We start from the raw sequence: 23,990 nt of genomic DNA on the forward strand, positions 1-23,990 counted from the left end.
ATCATCGCATGCGGCAGGCAGCCATTCCAACATTCCATTCCATCATTTTTGCTGATGCACCCATCGATGACGCTGCCATCGCTGCGCACGAATATTGCGGCCTGGCGGCATTCCCCGGCATTTTCTTGCTTCCGTGTTTCCGCTCGGGATTTGTCCTTGACCCGGCTTGCCGCGGCGGTTTTTCCTTCTCCGGCTTCAGGAGGAAACCATCATGGCCGTCGACACATCACCCCGTTCAACCACGTGGACTCATGTCGACGGGGAGTGGCTTCCCGGCAATCCGCCGCTGATCGGGCCGACCTCGCATGCCATGTGGCTCGGCTCCACGGTGTTCGACGGCGCCCGCTGGTTCGACGGCATCGCGCCGGATCTCGACCTGCACTGCCAGCGCATCAACCGCTCGGCGCTCGCCATGGGCCTGAAGCCGGTGAAATCAGCCGAGGAGATTGTGGCACTTGCCTGGGAAGGCGTCGCGAAATTCGATGGCGCGACACCGATCTACATCAAGCCGATGTATTGGGGCGAACACGGTTCTCCCGGCAGCGTCGTCTCCGTCGATGGGGACTCAACCCGCTTCGCGCTCTGCCTGTTCGAGGCGCCGATGGGTGGCCATGGCGGCACCAGCCTCACCGTCTCGCCCTACCGCCGCCCATCGCCGGAGACGGCGATGACCGAGGCGAAGACCGGCTCGCTCTATCCAAACAGCGGCCGCATGATCGCCGAAGCGCGCAGCCGCGGCTTCGACAATGCGCTGGTGCGCGACCTGAACGGCAACGTCGTCGAGACCGCTTCCTCGAACGTGTTCATGGTCAAGGACGGCGTAGTGATGACACCCGCCGCTAACCGAACCTTCCTCGCCGGCATCACCCGCGCCCGCGTCATCGGCCTGCTGCGCAAGGCCGGTTTCGACGTGCACGAAGCAACGCTCTCCGTCGAGGATTTCATGCAGGCCGACGAGATTTTCACCACCGGCAACTACTCCAAAGTCGTCGGCGTCATCCGTCTCGACGACCGCGATCTGCAGGAAGGCCCGGTCACCCGCAAGGCGCTGGAACTCTACATGGACTGGGCCTTCGGCAGAAGCGAGAGTGAAGAGTGAGGGTGAGGAGCGGTTCGGCGAAGCCGAAGCAATCGATCCAGTGAATCGATTGCAGCGACGAACGCCCGGAGCGCAAGCGCAGGGCCGGGGTGTTCCCCGGCAGAATCGAGATCCGCGTCACCCCCCTCTGCCCTGCCGGGCATCTCCCCCACAAGGGGAGATCGGCAAGAAGCGATGCCTCGCCCTAAATTCACGATTCATGTGACGGCCAGTTGTTTGGGGAGGCCATCACGCCCAGCCAATCTCCCTCCTTGTGGGGGAGATGCCCGGCAGGGCAGAGGGGGGGGACGCACACCCTACCGAGAGATACCAAGCCTCAACGCCCACTTGCATAAAATGCATGGCAGGTCTGCCTGAAACGGTTTCGTCTTCCCTCATCTTTTCGCCATAGTGGCGCCGAAATTCCGTAAACGGGGAGGAAGAAGCTTATGACTGTGCTGTGCGACGAACAAGGCGAAATCATCCGCGAATTGGGTGTCGCCGCCGATATCGACCCTGAGTGGGAGATCGAACGGCGAACCGCTTTCCTCAAGGATTATCTCGTCGCCTCCGGCATGCGCGGCTACGTCCTCGGCATCAGCGGCGGTGTCGATTCGCTGACGGCGGCGCTGCTGGCTCAGAAGGCAGTGCGCGAGCTGCGTGACAGCGGCTATGCGTCCGAATTCATTGCCGTGCGCCTTCCCTATGGTGTCCAGGCGGATGAGGCCGATGCGATGAAGGCGCTGGAAACGATCGGCGCCGACCGCTCGATAGTGGTCAACATCAAGGCGCCGGCGGATGCGATGCTTGCCGCCGCGCAGGACGGCGGCCTCGCCTTTGCCGATGCCGGCCGCCAGGATTTCATCCTCGGCAATATCAAGGCGCGCCAGCGCATGATCGCCCAGTTCGCCCTTGCCGGGGCGCTTGGCAGCCTCGTCATCGGCACCGATCATGCGGCCGAAGCGGTCATGGGCTTCTTCACCAAGTTCGGCGATGGCGCAGCCGATATCCTGCCGCTCGCCGGCCTTAACAAACGCCGCGTTCGCCTGCTGGCAAAGCGGCTCGGCGCTCCGGACGAGCTGGTCTTCAAGGTGCCCACAGCCGATCTCGAGGACCAGCGGCCGCTGCGCCCCGACGAGGAGGCCTATGGCGTCAGCTATGACGAGATCGACGATTTCCTCGAAGGCAAGCCGGTCGGCGAGATCGCCCGCCGCCGCATCCTCGCCGCCTATCGTGCGACCACTCATAAGCGTGCTTTGCCGGTGGCTGTCAGCGCCCTCTGACGGTCGCCCAGGCGCGGGATGCGTGCGGGCGCGAGGGGTTTACGGCCTGACCGGCTCGCCTGTCCTTCCTGATGAAGCGAGATAGGCATGCGGCGCGAAATAGACGCCATCGGCGTCGAAGGCTTCAAGCTCTTCGGCCTGCAGCGCCTCGCGCACCTTCGGTCGTGTCGCCACGCGGGCCACGAAACCTTGCAGCGCAGGCCATTGCTTGAGATTAATCTCGATCCAGGGCGACCAGTTCAGGCAGACGAAAAGATAGGCATCCGCCACCGTAAAGGCCTCGCCGGTAAGATAAGGGCCGGCAAGACGACCGTTCAGCCATGCCAGCCGCTTCGATATCAGCGTGCGGACCTCCCCATGAACACTGGAATAAGTCGGATCAAAGAGCAGCACCATCGGCTTGTGCAGCTCGGCGGTGATGAAGTTGAGATAGGATTGCACCTCGTTGCGGCGGATGTTGCCGACCTCAGGCAACAGGGCCGCCCCTTCGGGCACGCTGTCGGCGAGGAACTGCACGATCGCCGGCCCCTCGGTTAGCACCTTGCCGTCGTCGAGCACCAGCGCCGGAACATAGCCGTTGCCGTTGATCGCGAGGTAATCCTCGCCGTTGCTTGTCCTGTGGGTCTGCCGGTCGACTTTGACGAGCTCGATATCGAGCCCCAGCTCCCGGCAGATGATGTGCGGCGAAAGCGAGCAGGCCGCGGCGTGCATATAAAGTTTCATTGCGGATTTCCTCTCTCACGCAGGCGTTCGATGCCGCCCGTCGATGGTGTTGAACATCTGTACTGTTTCGCATAAAATGGCTCTCGTCAAGAATTTAATGCGAAGCGGTACAAATATGAAAGACGAGAAGAAGCGTGGCCGGCCGAGGGGCTTCGACGCCAAGGCGGCGCTCGGAAAGGCACGCGATGTCTTCTGGGACAGGGGGTTTGCCGCCGCCTCGCTCGACAATCTGAGCGCTGCGACTGACCTCAATCGCCCAAGCCTTTACGGCGCCTTCGGCGACAAGGAGGATCTTTATCTCGATACGCTGGAGGGCTATCGGCAGGACGGCATGAATACGCTCGCCGAAGCGCTCGACCCGTCATTGCCGCTGCGCGACAATATCGCCCGTGTCTATGCGGGTGCGCTGGCGATCTATCTGCATGGTGAAACCGCCGCCCGCGGCTGTCTGCTGATCGGCACGGCATCGGTCGAGGCGGTCCAGCATGAGCGCGTCCGCGAGGTGCTCGGCCGCAGCCTTAATGATTTCGACCACGAGATCGAAAAGCGCATGCGCCTTGGCGTGGAAAGAGGCGAGCTTCCGGAAAGCGCCGATCCGCAGATGCTTGCCAGGCTCGTCTCCGCCGTCATGCATTCGCTCGCCGTCCGCGCCCGCGCTGGCGACAGCCGCGAGACGCTGGAAGCGATCGCCCGGTCGGGCGTCGAGATGATCTGTGGGAGCGCCCCTTAGCTCGATGGCTCACGATTCTTCGGCCGTACGATCCAGGCATAGGCCGCACCGGCGAGAAGCAGCACGGAGGTGCCGAGGAACACCGCCCGCATGCCGACATGGCCGCCGATAAAACCGCCAAGGATGGGGCCGGCAACCTGACCGACATATTGCGAGGAAATGGAAAGACCGAGAATGCTGCCGGCCGCACTATCAGGTACGCTGTGGCGGATGACCGCGGCGATACAGGGCAGCAGCCCGCCGAGCGACACACCCATCAGGAAACGCAGGATGATCAGCTGCCAGGCGCTGGTGACGAAGGCCTGCGGGATCAGCAGCAGCCCCGCGACGGCGAGCGCGCCTGCGATCACCGGCCAATGGCCGATCCTGTCGGCGAGCTTGCCGAGCCATGAGGCTGACAGGATGCTGCCGAGGGCGGCGGCCGACATGACGACGCCGGATACCATCGTCACCTGCGATTCGACGGGCACGAGCTGGGCGACATAGACGGTGATGATCGGCTCGATCGACATATTGGCAAACATCAAGAGCATGCCGGTCGCCAGCATGGCGATGACAGGCCGCTTGTCGGCGACGGATTTCCAGCCGCCGCTGGCCTTGGCCGCCTTTTTGCGGGCCGGCGATTTCTCCTCCTTGATCAGGAAGGCTGTGGCGAGGAAGGCGAGGAAGATCATGCCGCCGGCGGCGAGGAACGTGCCACGGATGCCGATGATAGGCGGCAGCGCCCCGCCGATCAGCGGCCCGACGAGATTGCCGGCCATGATGCCGGAGGAGAGCACGCCGAGCGCCCAGGCCGAGCGATCCTTCGGCGTCTGCGTCGCCACCAGCACCATCGAGCCGGAGGCGTAACCGCCGGCAAGCCCGACGAAGAGGCGCAGCGCCACCAGCTGCCAGACATTGCCGGCCATGCCCATCAGCGAGATCGCCAGCGTCATGCCGAGGCTGGCGCGCACCAGCATCAGCTTGCGGCCGTAAATATCGCCAAGCCGGCCCCAGAGCGGCGCGACGAGAGCCGCGGCGAAGAAGGTGGCGCCATAGGCGATGCCCGACCATTGCACGATGTCAGCATGGTCGCTGACGCCGAGTTCCTCGACATAAAGCGGCAGGAAGGGAAGCAGCAGCGTCATCGCCACGATGGTGGTGAAAGAGCCGATCAGCGAGATGGTGAGATTGCGCTTCCAGTAGATCGAGCCCGGCCTGGCGCTGGCGTCCCACGGCGTATCGGTCATTCTCTCGGCCTCGGCATTGATTCTACAGCGCCGCGCGTCTTTTAAGGCGCGCAAAGGACGCTGTAACACTTTGAAATCTGCATATTTCCTAAAATCGGTTCCGATTTGAGGAAATATGCGGCAAGCGCGGGTTCCGCCGCGCCTGATGAAATGATGTGCCCTTTGCCGCGGCGAGAAGATCGGCGCGGTAAAACTGTCCTGAAGATCGAGCTTTTCGAGGTCGAGCGCATAGGCCGTAACGGTGCATGCGCTCGCCGTTCCAGGGCGGGCACGCGCTGATATAACCGCGCTATGGCCCGTCCTTCAAGACGGCGCTTTCGCATCGGTGACCTGTCTTTGGAAATGAGAGCCGCAATCTGGACCCTCTCCGGCAAAAGTGCTAGAACATGACTGATTGCATGATGCAATCGGTTAATCCAAGGACATTGCCATGAGCGACATGCGCACATCCCGAGAGCAGACCGTCCGTCATCTCTACGCCGCCTATCTCGACGATCGCAAGGATATCGTCGGCGCCATGTTGACGGAGGATTTCACCTTCTCCAGTCCGCGTGACGACCACATCGACCGGGCGACCTATTTCGAGCGTTGCTGGCCGAAGGAGCCGGTCTTCCGCGGCTTTGACATCGAATTCCTGGCGATCGACGGCGACGAGGCGGTCGTCCGCTACCGTGCGGAAAAACTTGACGGCGCCAGCTTCCGCAACATCGAGAGCTTTCGCTTCCGCGGCGACAAGATCGCTTCCGTGGATGTCTATTTCGGCCGGAATCTGTAACCCTACAGCGCTGCGCGTCTTTTCAGACGCGCAAAGGACGCTGTAGCACTATGCGCTAGCGCAGCGATCTTTACAGGAGCCGTATCGCCGAAGTGCCGATGATGATCATCGACACCGCCACCATCAGCGGCCGCACCGGCAGCCGTTTGACGAGGATCGCGCCGAAGGGGGCGGCAATGACGCCTCCGATGATCAGGCCGATCGCCGAATCGAGCTCCGACCAGCCGAGCGTCAGGATGAAGGTCAGGGAAATCGTCAGCGTCACCGCGAATTCGGTGAAATTGGTCGAGCCGATCACCCGCTTCAGGTCGTGGCCGCGGCTGACGAGCGAACTGGTGACGATCGGCCCCCAGCCGCCGCCGCCGATCGCATCGAGCACGCCGCCGAAAAGCCCGACCGGCGGCACCATCCAGTCGCGAACATCCCGCTTCGGCGGCGGCCGAAATGCCTTGTAGAGAATCACCAGCCCGATCGCGATCAGATAGGCCGATACGAAGGGCTCGATCGCCTTGCCGTCAATATTGGAAAGCAGATAGGCCCCGATCGCGCCGCCGATCATGCCTGCCGGTGCGAGCCGCGCCACCAGACGCCAGTCGACGTTGCGATGATAGGCATGCGAGATGCCCGAGGCGGCGGTGGTGAACATTTCCGCCACATGCGTCATGGCGCTGGCATTGGCCGCCGGCACCCCGAAGGCGAGAAGGCTCGTCGTCGACAGCACGCCGAAGGCCATGCCGAGCGCGCCGTCGACGATCTGCGCGCAGAAACCCACGACGATGAAGAAGAAGATATCCGATGTCATGCAGTCCCCTCAGGCGAACGGTAGCATCAGAATAAGCGACGCGGGGAAAAAATTTCCGGTCTCAACCGGCAAGTCCGCGCTGCTTCAGCCGGATGATCTTGAAGAAGCCGTTGGGAAAGACCGGCAGGATATCGGCAGCGGCAAAATCGCCGCGGCGCTCGGCCCAGGCGACGATGCGGTGAATGCGGAAGGCGGAGGACCAGCCGATGTGACGCACCAGCGGCGCCACCGCCGTCTCGATGGCGCCCTGCAGACCGGCGCCGTCGCCAAGCTTGCTGGCGAGGATGATCTCGCCGCCCGGCCTCAGCACCCTGGCGCATTCGTCCAGCGCCCGTTCGGGTTCAGGGATGAGCGTGATGACGAAGGGCAGGCAGACCGCATCGAAAGACCGGTCGGCAAAGGTGAGCGCATGCGCATCCATCACCTCCAGCGCCTGCACATGCTCAAGCTTTTCGCGTTTCGCCTTTTCACGCGCCCGCGCGATCATGTGTTCGGAAATGTCGATGCCGGTCACCCGGCAGTGGCGCGGGTAATGCCCGAGCGTCAGGCCGGTGCCGACGCCGATCTCCAGGATGTCGGTGCCAGCCGCAGCGGCCAGGACTGCAAGCTTGCGGTGGCCATCGCGCAGGATGCCGCGATAAACCCGGTCATAGACCGGTGCCCAGCGCTGATAGATTTTCTGCTGATCTTCCGCCCTGCTGCGAAGCTCTGACATGCCGGCACCTCCCCAGAAAATTCCAGGAAAAGTGAAAAGCGGTTTTCCAGGAATTGCATAAAACAAAAGATTTCAGCGGCTCTGCGCTTTCATGAAATAGCGCGATCCGCCGTAAAGCCCAGCCTTTCAACTCGTAAGGGTAGACTCCGGTTCCCGACGAAATGTGACGCAAGGCACAGATTCTCACCTGCGACCACTTTAGGGGCGCCTGAGTGCAGTCCGCTGCCGCCTATTTTGCCGGCATCAGCCCAAGCTGTTTGGCGTCCAGTTCACTGCCGATCTCGATGGTTTTCTTTTGCTTGTCGTAGACGCAGATCTGGGCGATCAGCCCTTTGGCGCCCTTCGGCTTGCCGGTCACCAGCGCAAGCCCGTAATGGGAGCTGCCGAAGGGATCGACGGTGGCGCTGGGCTTCTCGATCGTGACCGCTGCCTTCTTGCTTTTCGCCTCGACGTCGGCGGCGAGCTGCTTCTAGGCCTCATCGGAGGAGGCATGCGCCACACCTGAGAGCGAAAGCAGTGCGGCGGCAGCGAGAGGCTGGATTATATTCCTGTTCATATCGGGTCTCCGTTGATCTCCATAATAGGCAAAGTGGTTTTCGGGGCGGGTATTCCCATTGATTTGCCCAGGCGATTTCTACACACGACTCCAACCCGGCAACTGAGGCAAATTTTCCTCCGGCCGGTCGCTTTTTGATAATTCGCCGGTTGCCTCTCCCCCTTTCCCCTCCTATGTTCCGCCTCACCTGCCGAGACGCAATCTATTGCCAAGAGGAGATCTGACATGGCTTTCGAATTGCCTGAACTTCCCTATGACTACGAAGCGCTTGCTCCCTTCATGTCGAAGGAAACGCTGGAGTTCCACCACGACAAGCACCACAAGGCCTATGTCGACAACGGCAACAAGCTCGCCGCCGAAGCCGGTCTTTCGGACCTGTCGCTCGAAGACGTCGTCAAGAAGTCCTTCGGTACCAATGCCGGCCTCTTCAACAACGCGGCCCAGCACTACAACCACATCCATTTCTGGAAGTGGATGAAGAAGGGCGGCGGCGGCAACAAGCTGCCGGGCAAGCTCGAAGCGGCCTTTACGTCCGATCTCGGCGGCTACGACAAGTTCAAGGCCGATTTCGCCAATGCCGGCGCCACCCAGTTCGGCTCCGGCTGGGCCTGGGTTTCCGTCAAGAACGGCAAGCTCGAAATCTCCAAGACCCCGAACGGCGAAAACCCGCTCGTTCACGGCGCCACCCCGATCCTCGGCGTCGACGTCTGGGAGCACTCCTACTACATCGACTATCGCAACGCCCGCCCGAAGTACCTCGAAGCCTTCGTCGACAGCCTGATCAACTGGGACTACGTCCTGGAACGCTACGAAGAAGCCACGAAGTAAGCGGCGTCAGCCTGTTTGAATTTGACACCGGCGCCCCCAAAAGCGCCGGGTGTTTTGTTGGAGAGGCAAGCCGTCACATGCCTGTCATCGGTCGCTCCTAATCACGCCCCATGTCTTCTTCCTCTTCTCCCCCATTCCGTTTCGGCATCATCGCCGACCCGCAATATGGAGCGATCGCGCCGCATGTTGCCATGGATCGTTATTACGCCAACAGCCTTGCCAAGGTTACCGAGGCGATCGAGGTCTTCAATGACGAGGAATTGAGCTTCGTCATGACCCTCGGCGATGTCATCGACCGCAGCTTTTCAAGCTTCGACGATATCCTGCCGGTCTACGGCAAGCTGAGGCACGAGGCGCTCTTCCTGCTCGGTAATCACGATTTCTCGGTCTCGTCGGGGCACCTGTCCGAAGTCGCCGCGCGTCTCGGCATGCCGTCGCCCTATTACAGCTTTTTGCGCCATGGCTGGCGCTTTATCGTGCTCGACGGCAACGAGGTCAGCATCTTCGCCCCGCCCGAAGGCCATCATCATCGCGCCCTTGCCGCTGAGATGCTGGCGGAGCTGCAGGCCAAAGGTGCGAGGAATGCCCATCGCTGGAATGCCGCGCTGAGCGACGAGCAGTTCGCCTGGCTCGGAGATGAAATCGCAAAAGCGGCCGAGGCCGGCGAGAAAGTGATTGTCATGAATCACTATCCGGTGCATCCGCCCAGCGAGCACGGCATGTGGGATAGCGAGCGCATCGTCGCGCTGCTCGCCTCCAGCAGCAATGTCGTTGCCTATCTCAACGGCCATGACCACGTCGGCAATTACGGCATGGCCGGCCCTTGTCACTTCGTCAATTTCAAGGGCGTGGTCGATACCGAGACGCAAAACGCCTTCGCGATAGTCGAGGTCCATGCCTCCAGCATCGAAATCCGCGGCTTCGGCCGCGAGGTGAGCCGCACGCTGGCCTATTAGGTTGCGACAGGCTGCTCGCTATTGTTTGGTTTGCGCGAGTGGCTGCCCCTCACCCTAACCCTTACCCTAACCCTCTCCCCGTAAAAATGGGGAGAGGGGACGTGCCCTACGAGAGGTGGCAGGGAACGGAGAGGGTGCGGCATATCCCCTTCGCCCCGCCTGCGGGGAGAAGGTGCCGGCAGGCGGATGAGGGGCTGGTCTCGCCAACCTCATGGCTGGGATGTTAGGTGACACTGACGCGGACTTATGTAGCAAATGCCACAAGACTCCAAGTCAACTAGTACCACGCCACAGAGATTATGACTCTTTGACGGGGTAAGCTTTACGGAGCTTTTTGCGGGCATTTTCGGTTGTGAACATCCATTGGATCTTTGCGCCGTGGGCGTTGCGTTGCTGCTCCCAGGCTGCGACTTCGGCGATTATGGTGTCTTTGTTGTCGATACGACGGTCGAGGCATTGGCTACGCAGGACACCGATCTCGATCTCGACCATGTTGAGCCAACTGGCGTGCTTGGGCGTGTGGTGGAACTCCAGTCGCTTCAGCACCCTTCGAGCTTGCGGGGCGGGAAATGCGTCGTAAAGCGCCCCGGCGGAATGAGTGGAGAGGTTGTCCATCACCACGCGGATGATCGGCGCGTCGGGATAATCGACGTCGACCAGTTCGCGCATGCACTCGGCGAAGTCTTGGTTGGTTCGCCGATCGGTGACCTTCACCCTGCGCCAGGGCCGGTGGGCGTCCATGAAGACAAACAGATTGACCGTGCCGTTTCGGCGATACTCGCAATCGTAGCGTTCAAGCTGGCCAGGCTTGGCCGCAATGGGCTCGCGCACTTCGCCGATGAGTTGGGTCGGGCTCTCGTCGAAGCAGACCACGGGCCTTTGTGGATCAGGCGTTTCTGCGTAGAGGTCGAGAACATCCTCCATGCGCGCGACGTATTCCCCATCGATCTTTGGGATGCACCACATGTCTTTGCGCCAAGGCTTGAGATGGTTCTCAGCCAGCCGGCGACGCACGGTCTCCGAGGACAACTGGTCATGATCGGTGAGCCGGACCATCTCATCTGCCAGAAGCTCCAGGGTCCAGCGGGCTCGCCCGGGCGGCGGCTTTGAGCAGGCGGTCGCTACCAACAGCGCCTCCTCCTTGCTCGATAGCTTGCGCTCAACACCCGGGCGCGGTTCTTCGCTGAGCGCCCCTTCCAGATTGGCTTCCACAAACCGGCGTTTGGTCCGGTAAATCGTCGATCCGCTGACGTTCAAGGTTGCCGCGATCACCTCGTCGCTGAAGCCTTCGTTCGCTGCGACCAGGATCTGGGCGCGCTTGATCTTGCGCGACCTGTGGCACCCCCCGCTCAACAAAGCGGCCAGTTGGTCACGTTCCGATTGGCTAAGCTCTATGTGAAACTTTATATTCATCGACACCTCCTTCAGCGTGGAGACGCAGATGAATCCCAAAATGAGTCCCTCACTTGACCCGCAAGCCGCAACGGCAAGACGGGGCCTTACGCAGATCCAAGGCCAGTACCTGGCCTTCATCTACGCCTACAGCCGCATCTTCAAACAGCCTCCGGCCGAAGCCGACATGCGTCGCCACTTCGGCGTTACGGCTCCGTCTGTTCACCAGATGGTGCTGACCCTCGAGAAGGCGGGTTTTATATCTCGCGTGCCAGGCGCCGCACGCAGCATCCAACTTCTCATCCCACCAGAAGCCCTGCCAATTCTACGATAAGACAAACCGTCATAATCTCTGTGGCGTGGTACTAGGGCGTGAACTCATAAAAACGCAGCCATAGTCGGAGGAGGCGACGGGGGCGCGCTCGCCAATGGTTGCATCTCCTGATAAGATCAGCATCACACTTCAGCTTAAGCCCCGATCTGGAGGCCTCGCATGCCCTGCAGCAGCGCGCTCGCTCCGTTCGTCATCGCCGCTCTCGCGGCCCTCGGTCCGCTGCCGGCTGGAGCGCAGAACAATGCTGCGCCACCGCCGGCGGCAATCTCCCACAAGGCCAAGCTTTGCCAGATGTGTCACGGTAGGAAAGGTCTGCCGACTGTTAAGAACACGCCGATCATCGCCGGCCAGCACGAGTCCTCTTTGCTGATAGCTTTGCAGGAATATCGCAATGGAGCGCGCACCGACGACCTCATGGGCCGGATCGCGAAGAATCTTTCCGACGACGACATGAAGGCGCTTGCGGCCTACTTCTCCGCACTGCCCTGGCCCGCCTACCGCGAGCCGGCCGACGCAGCGAGCATTACCCGCCTCCAAGCGCTCGACGCCGGGAAGAAGTGCACCTCGTGCCACCGGGAGGGTTTCGTCGGATACGCCAACACTCCGCGCGTCGCAAATCAGAAGCTGGACTACCTGATCAAAACCCTCTCCGACTTTCACGACAACAAGCGCCCGCACGTGCCCCGCATGACGGCCTTGGTGCGCAATTTTTCGGCCGACGACATCGCTGCCATGGCTTACTATCTCGCCGGCCTCTGACGATCAGTTCGGGGTCGGCGATGCACCAAATCGGGCCGCCGAAATAGCGATCACTGCGTTACGGCGATCGGCACCTCTTTGCCCACGAACTAAGCTATCCGTGCGCCGGTCATTTCTGGCCGTTTATGGGTTAACGCCCTATTTTGTACACTCCTGAATCACGAGAGTGCGTCCTTCATGGTTTCTGTGGTCGATGAATTGAAGTGGAAACTGGCCGAGATCGACGCCAGTTGGTCGCGATCCGAGAGGAAGCCGCCTTTGTGGCAATTGCTCCATAAGTCCGCACTGACGCCTGCTCGTACCTCAAACGCCACACATCAAACCGGCACAGCTTTCTCCGTCCAACCGCTGGTCCAGAGTTCCCGCAGCCGGTCGCCGTCGCCCTTGAAGAAATCCTCAGCTGTCGCGCAGTGCTCCACCCGGTCGCTGCGGAAATTGCGGATCGCCTGGCGTAATTCGCACCAGGCGACGATATTGGCGGTCTGCGAATAATAGATCAGCGCGATCGGCCGGATCGTCCGCTCGCTTGCGCGGCCGAGCTCGTCGCGGTAGCCGAGCATCAGCTTGCGTTCGTCGCGGATCGCGCGGCGCACGATCGCAAGGTCGAAGCCTGCCGGCTGCGCAATCGAGCCCCAGGCGTAAAGCGCCTTGTTGTCCATTGCCTGGCGCAGCGGCGCCGGCACGGCGCCTGATATCTTCCGGTTGACCCGGCGCGCGGCCTGTTTCAGCTCCTCGTCCGCCGTCCGTTCGAGCAGCGCCAGTGACAGCACGATCGCCTCCATCTCCTCGATCGAGAACATCAGCGGCGGCAGGTCGAAGCCCGGCCGCATGATGTAGCCGATGCCGCGCCCACCCTCGATCGGCACCCGCATTGCCTGAAGCGCGGCGATGTCGCGATAGATCGAGCGCACGGTCACTTCGAGCGTCTCCGCCATCGCCGCCGCCGTCATCGGCTTTCTTGCCAGCCTGAGGATCTGAATGATCTCGAAAAGCCGCGAGGCCTTGCGCATTTACCTCTCCTATCCGCTACGCTCCTGACAATACACTGTCAGTTGGGTTCCCGTATAGAGCTGCCTATCAGATTGAAATCAATCAGGGTCTCTCAAAACGGCCCGCAGAACTGAAGGCGGTAACTGACATGAATTACCATGAAAACCTCTGGCTCTTCTTCACCCTTCTCTTCGGCATCATCATCGTGCCGGGCATGGACATGCTCTTCGTGCTCGCCAATTCGCTGACCGGCGGCGTCAAACGCGGGCTGGCGGCGACCGGCGGCATCATGGCCGGCGGCGCGGTGCATTCGGCCTATGGCGCGGCCGGCGTCGGCGTGCTCGTCACCATGCTGCCGCAGTTTTTCAACGTGCTGCTCTTTGCCGGCGTCGCCTACATGATCTGGATCGGTATTTCGCTGATCCGCAGTTCGATCACCGTCGAGGCGGTCGGGCCGGGAACCGCATGCTCCGGCTGGCGCGCCTTCCGCCAGGGCGCCGTCACCTGTCTGGTCAATCCGAAGGCCTATATCTTCATGTTCGCCGTCTATCCGCAGTTCCTGAGGCCGGAATATGGTCCGATCTGGATGCAGGGGCTGATCATGGGCGCCATGACCGTCGTCACCCAGTTCGCCATCTACGGCACGCTGGCGATGACGGCCGGCCGCAGCCGCGATCTGCTCGTCGCCAACCCTGACGTTACGGCCTTTGTCGGCCGCTTCGCCGGACTGCTGCTGGTTGCGGTCTCCGCCTTCAGCCTCTGGCAGGGGTGGAAAAGCGCCTGAGCGCCACTGCATGTCGCCCGGAAGTGTGCAGCGGTTCCGGGATAACGACATGCATAAAAGCAGAGAACTGCCTATCACATTGTTTTTATGATGATCCGGCAAAACGTGACTGCCCGGACGCATGGATTTTGTCATGCTGCCGGTGCAGATTGGCCATCGGCCAGCTTGGCCGAGGAAAAAGGGAGAGCAATATGAATTGGAAAGCAGCAGCTGCGGCCGTGGCGATGGCGGGAATGGCCTTCGGTTCGGTGACCGCGGCCGACGGCACCCATGATTCGCGCGTTGCGTTGATGAAGCAGATCGGCGGTTCGGCCGGGGCCTTAGCAGCCATCGCCAAGGGCACCAAGCCCTATGACGCCGAAGCGGTGAAGGCGGCGCTGACGACGATCGCCACAACGGCCAAGGTCTTCCCCGACCAGTTCAAGCCGGGCACGGAGACCGGCGACGAGGCAGCGAGCCCGAAGATCTGGGAAAACATGGACGACTTCAAGGCGCGCGCCGCCAAACTCTCTGCTGATGCCGAAACCGCGCTGGCTCAGCTTCCGGCCGATCCCGCAGCCATTGGTGCGACGATGAACACGCTCGGGGCCAATTGCGCCGGCTGTCACAAGGCCTATCGCCTCGGCAAGTGAGCGATAGGCCGTTTTCATCTGGATACTGGATCCGCGCCAGCCTTGCCGCCGGCGCGGATCGCCTTATTCTCCGCGCGTTGCGGACTGGTCACCGGATCGGCAGGCGGCGACATCATGGCAAAAGGGGAGGCGGCGCATGGTCCGCAGGTTCATCCGGGTACTGCTCTGTCTGATCGGCGTCGCCATCCTCGGCGGAGGCGCCTTCTATCTCGTCACCGCACCCGATCCACTGCCGGAAAGCCACTGGGCGGGTCTCGGCGCACCGGATCCGGCAAACGGCCAGGCGGTCTTCTGGGCGGGCGGCTGTGTCAGCTGTCATGCCGCGCCCGGTTCCGAAGGCGATACCAAGCTGACACTTGCAGGCGGGCTGGCACTGAAGAGCCCCTTCGGGACCTTCCACGTGCCGAACATCTCACCCGATGAAAAGGCCGGCATCGGCACCTGGACGCTTGCTGAGTTCGGCAATGCGATGAAGCGCGGCGTCGGCCCGGGCGGGCAGCATCTCTACCCGTCCTTCCCCTATGGCTCCTATTCCCGCATGAGCGACAAGGACGTCAACGATCTCTTCGCCTTCCTAAAGACGCTGCCGAAGAGCGCCAACGTCGCGCCCCCGCATGAACTGCCCTTTCCTTACAACATCCGGCTTGCGCTCGGCGGCTGGAAGCTTCTCTATCTCAACGATCAGCCGCGCGTCGCGCTCGCCAAGAGCGACGACAAGATCAAGCGCGGGCAATATCTCGTCGAAGGCCCCGGCCATTGCGGCGAATGCCATACGCCGCGTGATGCGCTCGGCGGCTTCAAGGCGGATCAGTGGCTTGCCGGCGCGCCCAATCCGGAAGGCAAGGGCCGCATACCCGATATCACCCCGGCCTCCAAGAGCATCGGCGGCTGGAGCGAGGCCGATATCGTGAGCTACCTCGAAACCGGCTTCACGCCCGATTTCGATTCCGTCGGCGGCCAGATGGTCGATGTGCAGCAGAACATCGCCCGCCTGCCGGCCTCCGATCGCGAGGCGATCGCCGCCTATCTGAAGGCGGTGCCGGGGCGTTAAAGCATGTCGCGCAAAAGTGTGCAGTGGTTTTGCGGGATAAAAGGGCGCTGCATTTTCCGACAGCCGATCTCGATCCTGCTTATAGGGATGTAGGACCAGGCATGAGATCATAGGGATGGCGCCAGCCGGGCATGTTGCTGATACGATCTTTCCAGGCTGCGATTGCCGGAAAGGCGCTGTGATCGATCCCGGTTTCCTCCGGCATGAAGACGTAGCCCGCCAGAGAGAGGTCCGCGATCGTCAGCCGGTCGCCGACCATGAAGGCCCGATGGGCCAAGTGTTCGTCAACAATGGCATAGGCAGCTTTAGCCCTCAGTCTCAAAAACTCGACGACTGGTGTCTCGCCGCTCTTCTGCAGGCCATACATGAACCTCAGCGTCGCGTAATAGCTCGTGAATTTATGGTTGTCGAAAAGGATCCAGCGCATGACGTCGCGTCGTTCTTCGGCCGTCTGCGCGCCAAACTGGCCTGTCACCTCTGACAAGTAGTCCAGGATAATCCCCGATTGGCTGATCTTGGTTTGCCCATGTTCGAGCACAGGCGCTTCGCCCTGTTCGTTGATGGTTTTTCGCCATTCTTCAGTTCGCGTTTCGCCGCCCAGATAATCAACGAAAATGCTTTCCCATTCGATGCCGGCAAGCGTGAGGAAGAGAGCGACCTTGTAACAGTTCCCCGAGAGAGCGAAGCAATGTAGTTTGAAATCTGGCATGAAAGCTCCTCATGCAATTCGATAATTGTCAGTTGGCTGAAACCGGTCCTTACATGAATCCGGGCAGCCGCTTCATGCCTTCCAGCCCTGAAGCGCGTCGCAATCTTTCAGATTCGCTCGTCGCGTTTTAGGCCTTTACGCCACCGCTCACACTTTACGCGACGCGCTTTAGGCGATCGACTGCATGTAGCGCATGCCGGTCACCGGACGCGGGGTGAAATCCAGTTGTTCGTAGAAGCGGTGCGCCAGCACGTTTCCGGTCGCGGCGCTGACGGAAAGGTAGCCGCAGCCGGCATTGCGGGCGGTCTCGCGCGCCCGGTCGACGAGCAGCTGGCCGGTGCCGTGGCCGCGATGGCCGTCGCGCACGAAGAGATGGTGCAGGTCCATGCCGCGCTTGCCTTCCTGCGCCCTGTAGAGCGGCACAAGAATGGCGTAGCCGATCAGCCCTTCGCCGGTCTCGGCGACCAGCGCATTGATCCAGGGCACGGGCCCGAAGAGGTCGCGCTCCAACTGCTCCGGCTTTGTCGCCGCCGCATCGCCGTGATGGGCGGCAAGCAGGGCGATCATCTCGCCGAGTTCGGGCAGGTCGCGCGGCTTGGCGGCTCGGATGGTCACCACCGATGGGCGCATCAGTGAAATTTCGCTGTCTTCGATTTCGGTCATGGTCTTCGCGTCCTTTGATATTCTGCCGTCAGGACGCTGCCGATACAACAAAGCCGCCTGACGGCGGCTTGTTGACAATATGATCTTGTCCGGCCGCCCTTTACAGGTACAGCCAAAAATACGAGCGGCTCTGGTGCGCGTTCTTGATCATGGATCATAGATCGTCGGAAACGCAGACTTTGTCAATGGGGATCGGAGCCCATCACAGGCATTGAGCCCCGGCTGCCCTCTTGATAGTATACCCCCTATGCTATATGAGAGCCCATCATGTCCCACACCACCCTGCAGAAAAAGAAGCTCGTCGCCCGCATCAGCCGCCTGAAGGGGCAGATGGAGGCGGTTGAGCGGGCGCTCGAGGCGGAGCGCCCCTGCGGTGAGATCCTGCAACTGCTCGCCTCGATCCGCGGCGCCCTGACCGGGCTGACCGGAGAGGTGCTCGACGATCACCTGCGTGAGCATGTGCTGAATGCCGCTGGCGATGCGGCCAGGGCAGAGGCGGTGGAGGAAATATCGGAAGTCTTGAGAACCTATATGCGCTAGAGCAATTCCGGGAAAAGTGTGAAGCGGTTTTCCCCGGCAAAGCGCGAAGCGATTTTGCCGAGAATTGCGTAAAAACAAAAGCTTAGAGCGGTTATGCGTTTTCATGAAACGCTGAACCGCTCTAAGCGCGGCGACGAAGGAGTCTGTCATGAGTGCCGGAATCGACAAAGCTGGAATTGATGCCCTGGAACACGATCACGTCTTCCTCGGCACTGACCATGCGCGCAACGAGCGGCGCATCTGGCTGGTGATTGCGCTGACGGCGGTGATGATGGTGGCGGAAATCGCTGCCGGCACCATCTACGGCTCGATGGCGCTCGTCGCCGATGGCTGGCACATGTCGACCCATGCCAGTGCCCTGCTGATTTCCGCACTCGCCTATCTCTTCGCCCGCCGGCAGGCGCGTAATCCGCGTTTCACTTTCGGCACCGGCAAGCTCGGCGATCTCGCCGGCTTCGCCAGCGCCATCGTTCTCGCGTTGATCGCCCTGCTGATGGGCTGGGAAAGCCTGCTGCGCCTTTCCAATCCCGTGCCGATCGGCTTTACCCAGGCGATCGCCGTGGCGGTGATCGGCCTTGCCGTCAATCTGGTGAGCGCCTGGCTGCTTGCCGGCGGCGGTCATGTCGCGCATGGCGATCATGCGCATCACGGGCATGGCAATCATGCCCATGCCCATGGCCATCATCATCATGGACATGGCGACCATGCCCACCACGCAAAGACCGGCGACAACAATATCCGCGCCGCCTATCTGCATGTCATCGCCGATGCCCTGACCTCCGTGCTCGCCATTGCGGCGCTGACGCTCGGCAGTCTCTACGGCTGGCTCTGGCTCGATCCCTTGATGGGCATCGTCGGCGGGTTGGTGATCGCCAATTGGTCCTGGAGCCTGATGAAATCCTCGGGCGGCGTCCTTCTCGACGTCGTTCCCGAAGGCGAGACGCTGCCAGCCGAAATCCGCGGCGCCATCGAGACGGAGGATGATCGGATCACCGATCTGCATGTCTGGCAGGTCGGCCCTGGCCATCATGCCGCGATCGTCGCCGTCCTCACCTCGCAGCCGCGCGACCCGGCTTTCTACAAGGGCAGGCTCTCGGCGCTGGGAGAACTGTCGCATGTGACGGTCGAGGTCACGCGCGCCGCATGAGCGGGCGGGCGGAGATGCTCGGCGGACGACAAGATCGCTCGACGGACGATTAACATCGCCGTGGGGACGACAAGTCGCCGCAATCGCTGCTTAGCTCTGTCCTCCTGATTCGCCGGAGGATTTCATGGATCTCAGTCTGACCCGCCGCATGCTGATAGGCTCGGCATTGTGCCTGCCTGTGCTGACGCTTCCCGCCAATGCCGAGGAGAGTGCAGGCGAGGGCGACGACAACATTGACCGCCGCCTTGCTGCGCTGGAAAAACGCACCGGCGGCCGCCTCGGCGTCTCTGTGCTCGATACCCAGACGAGCATCTCTTTCGGCTATCGCGGCAGCGAGGCCTTTCCCATGTGCAGCACTTTCAAGGCGCTGGCCGCCGCTTTCGTGCTTGCTCGTGCCGACAAGGGCGAGGAAAACATCGACCGGCGGGTGAGCTACGGCAAGGACAAGCTCGTCGACTATTCGCCGATCAGCGAAAAGCACGCCGACACCGACGGCATGACCCTTGCCGCACTCTGCGAGGCGGCGGTGACCGTCAGCGACAACACCGCCGGCAACCTGCTGCTCGAAAGTTTCGGCGGTCCGGCGGGGCTGACCAATTGGCTGCGCTCGATCGGTGACGGCACGACGCGTCTCGACCGCACCGAGCCGACGTTGAACGAGGGCAGAAGGGGTGATCCGCGCGACACGACGACACCGGATGCGATGCTCGACACGCTCGGCAACCTGACCCTCGGCTCGGTCCTCACCGAGGCCTCCTCGGACAGGTTGATCGCCTGGCTGGTGGCGAGCACGACAGGCAAGGAGCGGCTCAGGGCCGGCCTGCCGGCGGATTGGAAGGTCGGCGACAAGACCGGCACCGGCCCGAATGGATCACTCGGCAATATCGCGGTGATCTGGCCGCCGGATCGCGGCCCGATCGTCGCGGCCGTCTATATCAGCGAGACGACCGTGCCGGTGAAGGAACTCAACCCGGTCTTTGCCGAGGTCGGCCGCATGATCGTCGAGATGGTTTGAGTGGGAAAATGCGAAGGGCGTGATCGACAGCTGTCGCGCGCGAAAACCCCTCCCCACAAGGGGGAGGGGCTGCTGTGTGGCACTCATCGCATTTCATTCCTGACGATGCAGCATGTGGGCTACGTATTTGGTGGCGGGGACTCGCCGCGGGTTAGTCCCTCCCCCTTGTGGGGAGGGGTTGGGGAGGGGCCTTGTCCCGCAAGAGGACGGCAACTTCCCCATCAAGGCAACGTATAGGCGATCACATAATCGCCGGGCTTGGTGCCGACCGAGCCGTGGCCGCCGGCGACCATGACGACATATTGTTTGTTATCATCAGTCGTATAGGTCATCGGCGTCGCCTGGCCGCCGGCCGGAAGCCGCGCTTGCCAGAGCTCTTGGCCATTCGTCACGTCATAGGCGCGCAGATAGTTGTCGACCGCGGCCCCAAGGAAGGCGACGCCGCCCTTGGTCAGCATCGGCCCGCCGATGCCGGGCACGCCCACCTTGAAGGGCAGGGGCAATGGCGTCATGTCGTGCACGGTGCCGTTCTTGTGCATATAGGCGATCTTGCCGGTGCGCAGGTCGACGCCCGCGACATAACCCCATGGCGGCGCCTGGCAGGGGATCTGCAGCAGTCCGAGGAAGGGACCCATGAAGACGCCGTAGGGCGCGCCGTCATTACGGTTCAGCCCCTGTTCGCTGCCCTTCTCGTCCTGGCCTCTCGGCGGAATGTCGGCGGCCGGCACCAGCCGCGAGGTGAAGGCGAGATAGGTCGGCATGCCGAACATGATCTGCCGCTCCGGATCCACCGCCACCGAGCCCCAGTTGAACGTGCCGAAATTGCCGGGATAGACGATCGTCCCTTTCAGCGAAGGCGGCGTATAGCGGCCCTCGTACTGGTAGCGGTGAAAGTCGATGCGGCAGGCGAGCTGATCGAACAGCGACACGCCCCACGTGTCCTTCTCCTTAAGCGGCTCGGGCGAGAAGGTGAGGTCTGAGATCGGCTGCGTCGGCGAGGTATGATCGCCGGTGACTGCGCCACCAGGCGCCGGGATTTCCTTGACTGGGATGATCGGCTCGCCGCTGCGCCGGTCGAGCACATAGATATCACCCTGTTTGGTGGGGCCGACCAGGGCTGGAACCACGGTGCCGTCCTGTTTCGTCAGGTCGATCAGCGCCGGCTGGGCGGGGACGTCCATGTCCCAGAGATCGTGATGCACCGTCTGGCGCACCCAGCGCAGCTGGCCGGTGGCGATATCGAGCGCGACAATCGAGGAGGAGAATTTCTCGACATTCTCGCTGCGATTGATGCCGATCTGGTCGGGCACTTGGTTGCCGATCGGGATGTAGACCATGCCAAGCCCCTCGTCGACGCTGAAGACCGACCAACTGTTCGGCGAGTTGGTCGTATAGGTCTGGCCCTCGGCGATCGGCGTCGTCACGTCGGGATTGCCGGAATCCCAGTTCCAGACCAGCGCGCCGGTATTGATGTCGAAGGCGCGGATGACGCCGGATTGTTCCTCGGTCGAATAATTGTCGTTCACCGCCCCGCCGACGATGATCTTGCCCGCCACCGCGACCGGTGGCGAGGTGGAATAATAATAGCCGGCCGGATTGAAGCGCATGCCGGTTTCCAGATGCAGCACGCCCTGGTTGGCAAAGCTGGTGCAGACCTTCCCGTCCGCCGCATCGAGCGCGATCAGCCGGGCGTCGGAGGTCGGCAGGTAGAAACGCTCGGCGCAGGGCTGGCCGGCGGCAACGGCAGGATCGGCATAATAGGTGACGCCGCGGCAGGTCTGATGCTGACGGTCGGGGTTCATGCCGGAGTTGGAGTCGTATTTCCATTTCTCCTTGCCGGTCTTGGCGTCGAGCGCGATCGCCCAGTTATGCGGCGTGCAAAGATAAAGCGTGTCCTTCACCTTGAGCGGCGTCACCTGATAGGTCGTCTCGCTGATATCCTCCGGCCGCTTGACGTCGCCGGTCTGATATCGCCAGGCTTCCTTCAGCGTCGAGACGTTTTCGGCGGTGATCTGGTCGAGTGGCGAGTAGCGCTGGCCGAATGGCGTGCGGCCGTATTGATGCCATTCGCCATCCGGCACGCCGCCGCCGAAGGCGGGCTGGGCGGCGACCGTATCCTTCGGCAGCTCGCCGGCAAGATCATGCGGGTCTGTCGTCATCGAATAAAGGGCGACCAGGACGGCGAGAATGACGGGCACGGCAAGCGGCCAGGGGTTGGCGGCGTAGGTGATGCCGGTCGGGCTGCGCAGGCCGAGCGGCCGGCGAATCCATGGTGTCAGCAGCCAGAGCCCGAGCAGGATGATCATGCCGCCGCGCGGGCCGAGCTGCCACCAGTCGAAGCCGACCTCCCAAATCGCCCAGGCAAGTGCTGCAACGACGAGAACCGCATAGACCCAGAGCGCCACCGCCTTGCGCATCAACAGCAGCCCGGCGGTGATCAGGAACATCAGCCCGGCGAATAGATAAAAGACGCTGCCGCCGAGGGTGACGAGCCAGAGGCCGCCGCCGCCGAGTGTGAGTCCGATGATGATGAAGAAGATGGAGGTGACGATGATCGCCATAAGGCAGTCTCCCGCTGAGGTTAGCCGGGCTGAGGGATCGGCGGAAAAGTCCCGCCGATCAACCAGATAGCGCGAAGGAGATGCCTTTCAACGGCCACAATTGCCGCAGGGTGCGGATGCGTCGAACGGGGCGCTGGGCCGAATGGAAGGGGATCGCTGTGGCGCAGCTGCCACACCGAAAACGATCGAAGCGCCTGTCACGTTCCGCAGAAGGTCGCAAGCACCCGTTCGCTCGGCTTCGGCTGTTCCCTATAGGCGGCAAAGCCCGGCTGGTCCTCATAGGGTTTCGAAAGCACGCTCAGCAGCGCCTCGAACAGCGAAAAATCGCCGTTCTCGACGGCAGCCTCGATCGCCTGTTCGACCCGGTGATTGCGCGGAATGAAGGCCGGATTGACGCGGCGCATATCAACAGCACGCTCACTGGCCGTCTGTGGATCGCGTGACAGCCGCTCGCGCCACTGCGCAAGCCAGGTGCCGCAGGCATCCGGCTCGCGGAAACTCGCCGCAAATTCAGGCTCTGCGGCGTCATCGCCGGCAAGATCCGACAGCCGCCGGAAGGTCAGGGTGAAATCGGCGCCCTGCGCCTGCATCAGCGACAGCAGCGCCTGCACCAGGTCGAGATCGCCGTCCTCTTCGCCGGCAAGGCCGATCTTATCCCGCATGCCGGCCAGCCAATGCGCCTGGAACCGTTCGCCGTAGCTCTTTATCACGACATTCGCCTTGTCGACCGCGCTGTCAGGCTCGGCGTCGATCAGCGGCAGCAGTGTTTCGCCGAGCCTTGCGAGGTTCCATTGGCCGATGCCGGGCTGGTTGGCATAGGCGTAACGCCCATGCTGGTCGATCGACGAAAAGACGGTCGCCGGATCATAGGCATCCATGAAGGCGCAGGGGCCGAAATCGATCGTCTCGCCGGAGACGGTCATATTATCCGTGTTCATCACGCCATGGATGAAGCCGACATGCAGCCAGCGGGCAATCAGCGCCGCCTGGCGGTCTGAGACCGCTTCGAACAGCGCGAGATAGGGGTTCTCGGCCTCTTTCAGCGCGGGATAATGCCGGTCGATCACATAATCGGCCAGAGCCCGCACGCCGTCGGTGTCGCCCTTGGCCGCGAAGTACTGGAAGGTGCCGACGCGGATATGGCTGGCCGCGACGCGGGTGAAGACCGCGCCAGGCAGCACCTCTTCGCGATAGACCGGCTCGCCTGTCGTCACCGCCGCCAGCGCCCGTGTGGCCGGAATGCCGAGCGCAAACATCGCCTCGCTGATGATATATTCCCGCAAAACCGGCCCGACTGCCGCCCGCCCGTCGCCGCGGCGCGAAAACGGTGTCGGCCCTGCGCCCTTCAGCTGGATATCATAGCGCTTGCCGCTGCGGTCGACGACCTCGCCGAGCAGGATCGCCCGTCCATCGCCGAGCTGCGGCGAGAAGCCGCCGAACTGATGCCCGGCATAGGCCATCGCCAGCGGTTCGGCCCCTTCGGGAACGAGATTGCCGGAGAAGATCGCCGCGCCATCGCGGCGCAAGGCCTCGACGTCGAGCCCGAGTTCGGCAGCGAGCGGCTCGTTGAGCTTGATCAGCCAGGGCTCCGCCACCGCGGTCGGCGCTTGCGCCGCAAAGAAGCGTGGGGGCAAACCGACATAGCTGTTGTCGAACGGAAAGGCCGCACCGGGCCGGTTTTTCTGCAGGGCGGAGGTCATGGTTCATAGGTAGGGCCGGGATGCCTGCCGCACAAGCC

24 protein-coding genes and 1 pseudogene are annotated in these 23,990 nt (G+C 62.2%); 14 read left to right on the forward strand and 11 right to left on the reverse strand.

Annotation, left to right across the window (positions count from 1 at the left end):
- Window positions 1-211: 211 nt before the first annotated feature.
- Both BA011_RS02375 and nadE read left to right on the forward strand, forming a co-directional pair.
- Window positions 212-1,099: a branched-chain amino acid aminotransferase gene (locus tag BA011_RS02375; protein WP_065279309.1), complete on the forward strand. Its 888-nt coding sequence runs from the start codon at window positions 212-214 to the stop codon at window positions 1,097-1,099.
- 428 nt (window positions 1,100-1,527) lie between these two features.
- Window positions 1,528-2,361: an ammonia-dependent NAD(+) synthetase gene (nadE, locus tag BA011_RS02380; protein ID WP_065279310.1), complete on the forward strand. Its 834-nt coding sequence runs from the start codon at window positions 1,528-1,530 to the stop codon at window positions 2,359-2,361.
- 39 nt (window positions 2,362-2,400) lie between these two features.
- Here the strand turns inward: nadE and gstA are convergent, their stop codons facing one another.
- On the reverse strand, window positions 2,401-3,084 hold the full coding sequence (gene gstA / locus BA011_RS02385) for a glutathione transferase GstA (protein WP_065279311.1): 684 nt from the start codon (window positions 3,082-3,084) through the stop codon (window positions 2,401-2,403).
- Between the two features lie 115 nt (window positions 3,085-3,199).
- Between gstA and BA011_RS02390 the strand changes: the two genes are divergently transcribed.
- Complete coding sequence (locus tag BA011_RS02390) at window positions 3,200-3,814, forward strand: TetR/AcrR family transcriptional regulator (RefSeq protein WP_065279312.1); 615 nt, start codon at window positions 3,200-3,202, stop codon at window positions 3,812-3,814.
- On the opposite strand, the gene BA011_RS02395 is transcribed toward BA011_RS02390, so the two are convergent.
- The gene (locus tag BA011_RS02395) at window positions 3,811-5,043 is read right to left on the reverse strand and encodes a multidrug efflux MFS transporter (RefSeq protein WP_065279313.1); all 1,233 of its coding nucleotides are present in this window, start codon (window positions 5,041-5,043) and stop codon (window positions 3,811-3,813) included. The two genes, BA011_RS02390 and BA011_RS02395, sit on opposite strands and share 4 nt — an antisense overlap.
- Window positions 5,044-5,473: 430 nt before the next feature.
- Here BA011_RS02395 and BA011_RS02400 point away from each other — a divergent pair, with 430 nt between their 5' ends.
- On the forward strand, window positions 5,474-5,818 hold the full coding sequence (locus tag BA011_RS02400; protein WP_065279314.1) for a nuclear transport factor 2 family protein: 345 nt from the start codon (window positions 5,474-5,476) through the stop codon (window positions 5,816-5,818).
- A gap of 70 nt (window positions 5,819-5,888) precedes the next feature.
- Here BA011_RS02400 and BA011_RS02405 read toward each other — a convergent pair whose 3' ends face one another.
- The 3 genes and pseudogenes from BA011_RS02405 to BA011_RS02415 all read right to left on the reverse strand — a co-directional run bounded on the left by BA011_RS02405 (window position 5,889) and on the right by BA011_RS02415 (window position 7,891).
- Complete coding sequence (locus BA011_RS02405) at window positions 5,889-6,620, reverse strand: sulfite exporter TauE/SafE family protein (RefSeq protein ID WP_065279315.1); 732 nt, start codon at window positions 6,618-6,620, stop codon at window positions 5,889-5,891.
- 61 nt (window positions 6,621-6,681) lie between these two features.
- Window positions 6,682-7,335: a class I SAM-dependent methyltransferase gene (locus BA011_RS02410; protein ID WP_065279316.1), complete on the reverse strand. Its 654-nt coding sequence runs from the start codon at window positions 7,333-7,335 to the stop codon at window positions 6,682-6,684.
- A gap of 229 nt (window positions 7,336-7,564) precedes the next feature.
- Window positions 7,565-7,891: pseudogene (locus tag BA011_RS02415) on the reverse strand (hypothetical protein).
- A gap of 225 nt (window positions 7,892-8,116) precedes the next feature.
- Here BA011_RS02415 and BA011_RS02420 point away from each other — a divergent pair.
- Both BA011_RS02420 and BA011_RS02425 read left to right on the forward strand, forming a co-directional pair.
- A complete protein-coding gene (locus BA011_RS02420) occupies window positions 8,117-8,719 on the forward strand; it encodes a superoxide dismutase (protein ID WP_008528928.1) in 603 nt (200 codons plus the stop codon).
- Window positions 8,720-8,829: 110 nt separating this feature from the next.
- Window positions 8,830-9,675, forward strand: a complete 846-nt coding sequence (locus BA011_RS02425) for a metallophosphoesterase (RefSeq protein WP_065279317.1) — start codon at window positions 8,830-8,832, stop codon at window positions 9,673-9,675.
- A 297-nt stretch (window positions 9,676-9,972) separates the two neighbouring features.
- On the opposite strand, the gene BA011_RS02430 is transcribed toward BA011_RS02425, so the two are convergent.
- Window positions 9,973-11,088 carry an IS630 family transposase gene (locus BA011_RS02430; protein WP_065282351.1) on the reverse strand — a complete coding sequence of 372 codons (1,116 nt, stop codon included), beginning with the start codon at window positions 11,086-11,088 and terminating at the stop codon, window positions 9,973-9,975.
- A gap of 28 nt (window positions 11,089-11,116) precedes the next feature.
- Here BA011_RS02430 and BA011_RS02435 point away from each other — a divergent pair, with 28 nt between their 5' ends.
- Both BA011_RS02435 and BA011_RS02440 read left to right on the forward strand, forming a co-directional pair.
- The gene (locus BA011_RS02435) at window positions 11,117-11,401 is read left to right on the forward strand and encodes a LexA family protein (protein WP_420493416.1); all 285 of its coding nucleotides are present in this window, start codon (window positions 11,117-11,119) and stop codon (window positions 11,399-11,401) included.
- A 159-nt stretch (window positions 11,402-11,560) separates the two neighbouring features.
- On the forward strand, window positions 11,561-12,160 hold the full coding sequence (locus tag BA011_RS02440; RefSeq protein WP_065279318.1) for a c-type cytochrome: 600 nt from the start codon (window positions 11,561-11,563) through the stop codon (window positions 12,158-12,160).
- 317 nt (window positions 12,161-12,477) lie between these two features.
- On the opposite strand, the gene BA011_RS02445 is transcribed toward BA011_RS02440, so the two are convergent.
- Window positions 12,478-13,170, reverse strand: a complete 693-nt coding sequence (locus BA011_RS02445) for a helix-turn-helix transcriptional regulator (RefSeq protein WP_065279319.1) — start codon at window positions 13,168-13,170, stop codon at window positions 12,478-12,480.
- A gap of 128 nt (window positions 13,171-13,298) precedes the next feature.
- On the opposite strand from BA011_RS02445, the gene BA011_RS02450 reads away from it, so the two are divergent.
- From BA011_RS02450 to BA011_RS02460, 3 genes are all read left to right on the forward strand, one after another.
- The gene (locus tag BA011_RS02450; RefSeq protein WP_065279320.1) at window positions 13,299-13,934 is read left to right on the forward strand and encodes a LysE family translocator; all 636 of its coding nucleotides are present in this window, start codon (window positions 13,299-13,301) and stop codon (window positions 13,932-13,934) included.
- A gap of 191 nt (window positions 13,935-14,125) precedes the next feature.
- Window positions 14,126-14,566: a c-type cytochrome gene (locus tag BA011_RS02455; protein ID WP_017959595.1), complete on the forward strand. Its 441-nt coding sequence runs from the start codon at window positions 14,126-14,128 to the stop codon at window positions 14,564-14,566.
- Window positions 14,567-14,702: 136 nt separating this feature from the next.
- Window positions 14,703-15,617, forward strand: coding sequence for a cytochrome c (locus BA011_RS02460; protein ID WP_065279321.1), 915 nt, complete (start codon window positions 14,703-14,705; stop codon window positions 15,615-15,617).
- A gap of 79 nt (window positions 15,618-15,696) precedes the next feature.
- Here BA011_RS02460 and BA011_RS02465 read toward each other — a convergent pair whose 3' ends face one another.
- On the reverse strand, window positions 15,697-16,326 hold the full coding sequence (locus BA011_RS02465) for a glutathione S-transferase family protein (protein WP_065279322.1): 630 nt from the start codon (window positions 16,324-16,326) through the stop codon (window positions 15,697-15,699).
- A 168-nt stretch (window positions 16,327-16,494) separates the two neighbouring features.
- Window positions 16,495-16,989 (reverse strand): GNAT family N-acetyltransferase, encoded by a 495-nt coding sequence (locus BA011_RS02470; RefSeq protein ID WP_065279323.1) that lies wholly within the window; start codon window positions 16,987-16,989, stop codon window positions 16,495-16,497.
- Between the two features lie 267 nt (window positions 16,990-17,256).
- Between BA011_RS02470 and dmeR the strand changes: the two genes are divergently transcribed.
- The 3 genes from dmeR (at window position 17,257) to bla (ending at window position 19,691) form a co-directional block, all read left to right on the forward strand.
- The gene (gene dmeR / locus BA011_RS02475; RefSeq protein ID WP_065279324.1) at window positions 17,257-17,529 is read left to right on the forward strand and encodes a Ni(II)/Co(II)-sensing transcriptional repressor DmeR; all 273 of its coding nucleotides are present in this window, start codon (window positions 17,257-17,259) and stop codon (window positions 17,527-17,529) included.
- A gap of 148 nt (window positions 17,530-17,677) precedes the next feature.
- Window positions 17,678-18,676 carry a CDF family Co(II)/Ni(II) efflux transporter DmeF gene (dmeF, locus tag BA011_RS02480; RefSeq protein WP_065279325.1) on the forward strand — a complete coding sequence of 333 codons (999 nt, stop codon included), beginning with the start codon at window positions 17,678-17,680 and terminating at the stop codon, window positions 18,674-18,676.
- Between the two features lie 124 nt (window positions 18,677-18,800).
- Window positions 18,801-19,691, forward strand: a complete 891-nt coding sequence (gene bla, locus BA011_RS02485; protein ID WP_065279326.1) for a class A beta-lactamase — start codon at window positions 18,801-18,803, stop codon at window positions 19,689-19,691.
- Between the two features lie 221 nt (window positions 19,692-19,912).
- Here the strand turns inward: bla and BA011_RS02490 are convergent, their stop codons facing one another.
- Window positions 19,913-22,252 (reverse strand): glucose/quinate/shikimate family membrane-bound PQQ-dependent dehydrogenase, encoded by a 2,340-nt coding sequence (locus BA011_RS02490; protein WP_065279327.1) that lies wholly within the window; start codon window positions 22,250-22,252, stop codon window positions 19,913-19,915.
- A gap of 197 nt (window positions 22,253-22,449) precedes the next feature.
- A complete protein-coding gene (locus tag BA011_RS02495; protein ID WP_065279328.1) occupies window positions 22,450-23,952 on the reverse strand; it encodes a protein adenylyltransferase SelO in 1,503 nt (500 codons plus the stop codon).
- Window positions 23,953-23,990 lie beyond the last annotated feature (38 nt).

The sequence above is a fragment of the Rhizobium leguminosarum genome (assembly GCF_001679785.1).
Lineage (GTDB): Bacteria > Pseudomonadota > Alphaproteobacteria > Rhizobiales > Rhizobiaceae > Rhizobium > Rhizobium leguminosarum_R.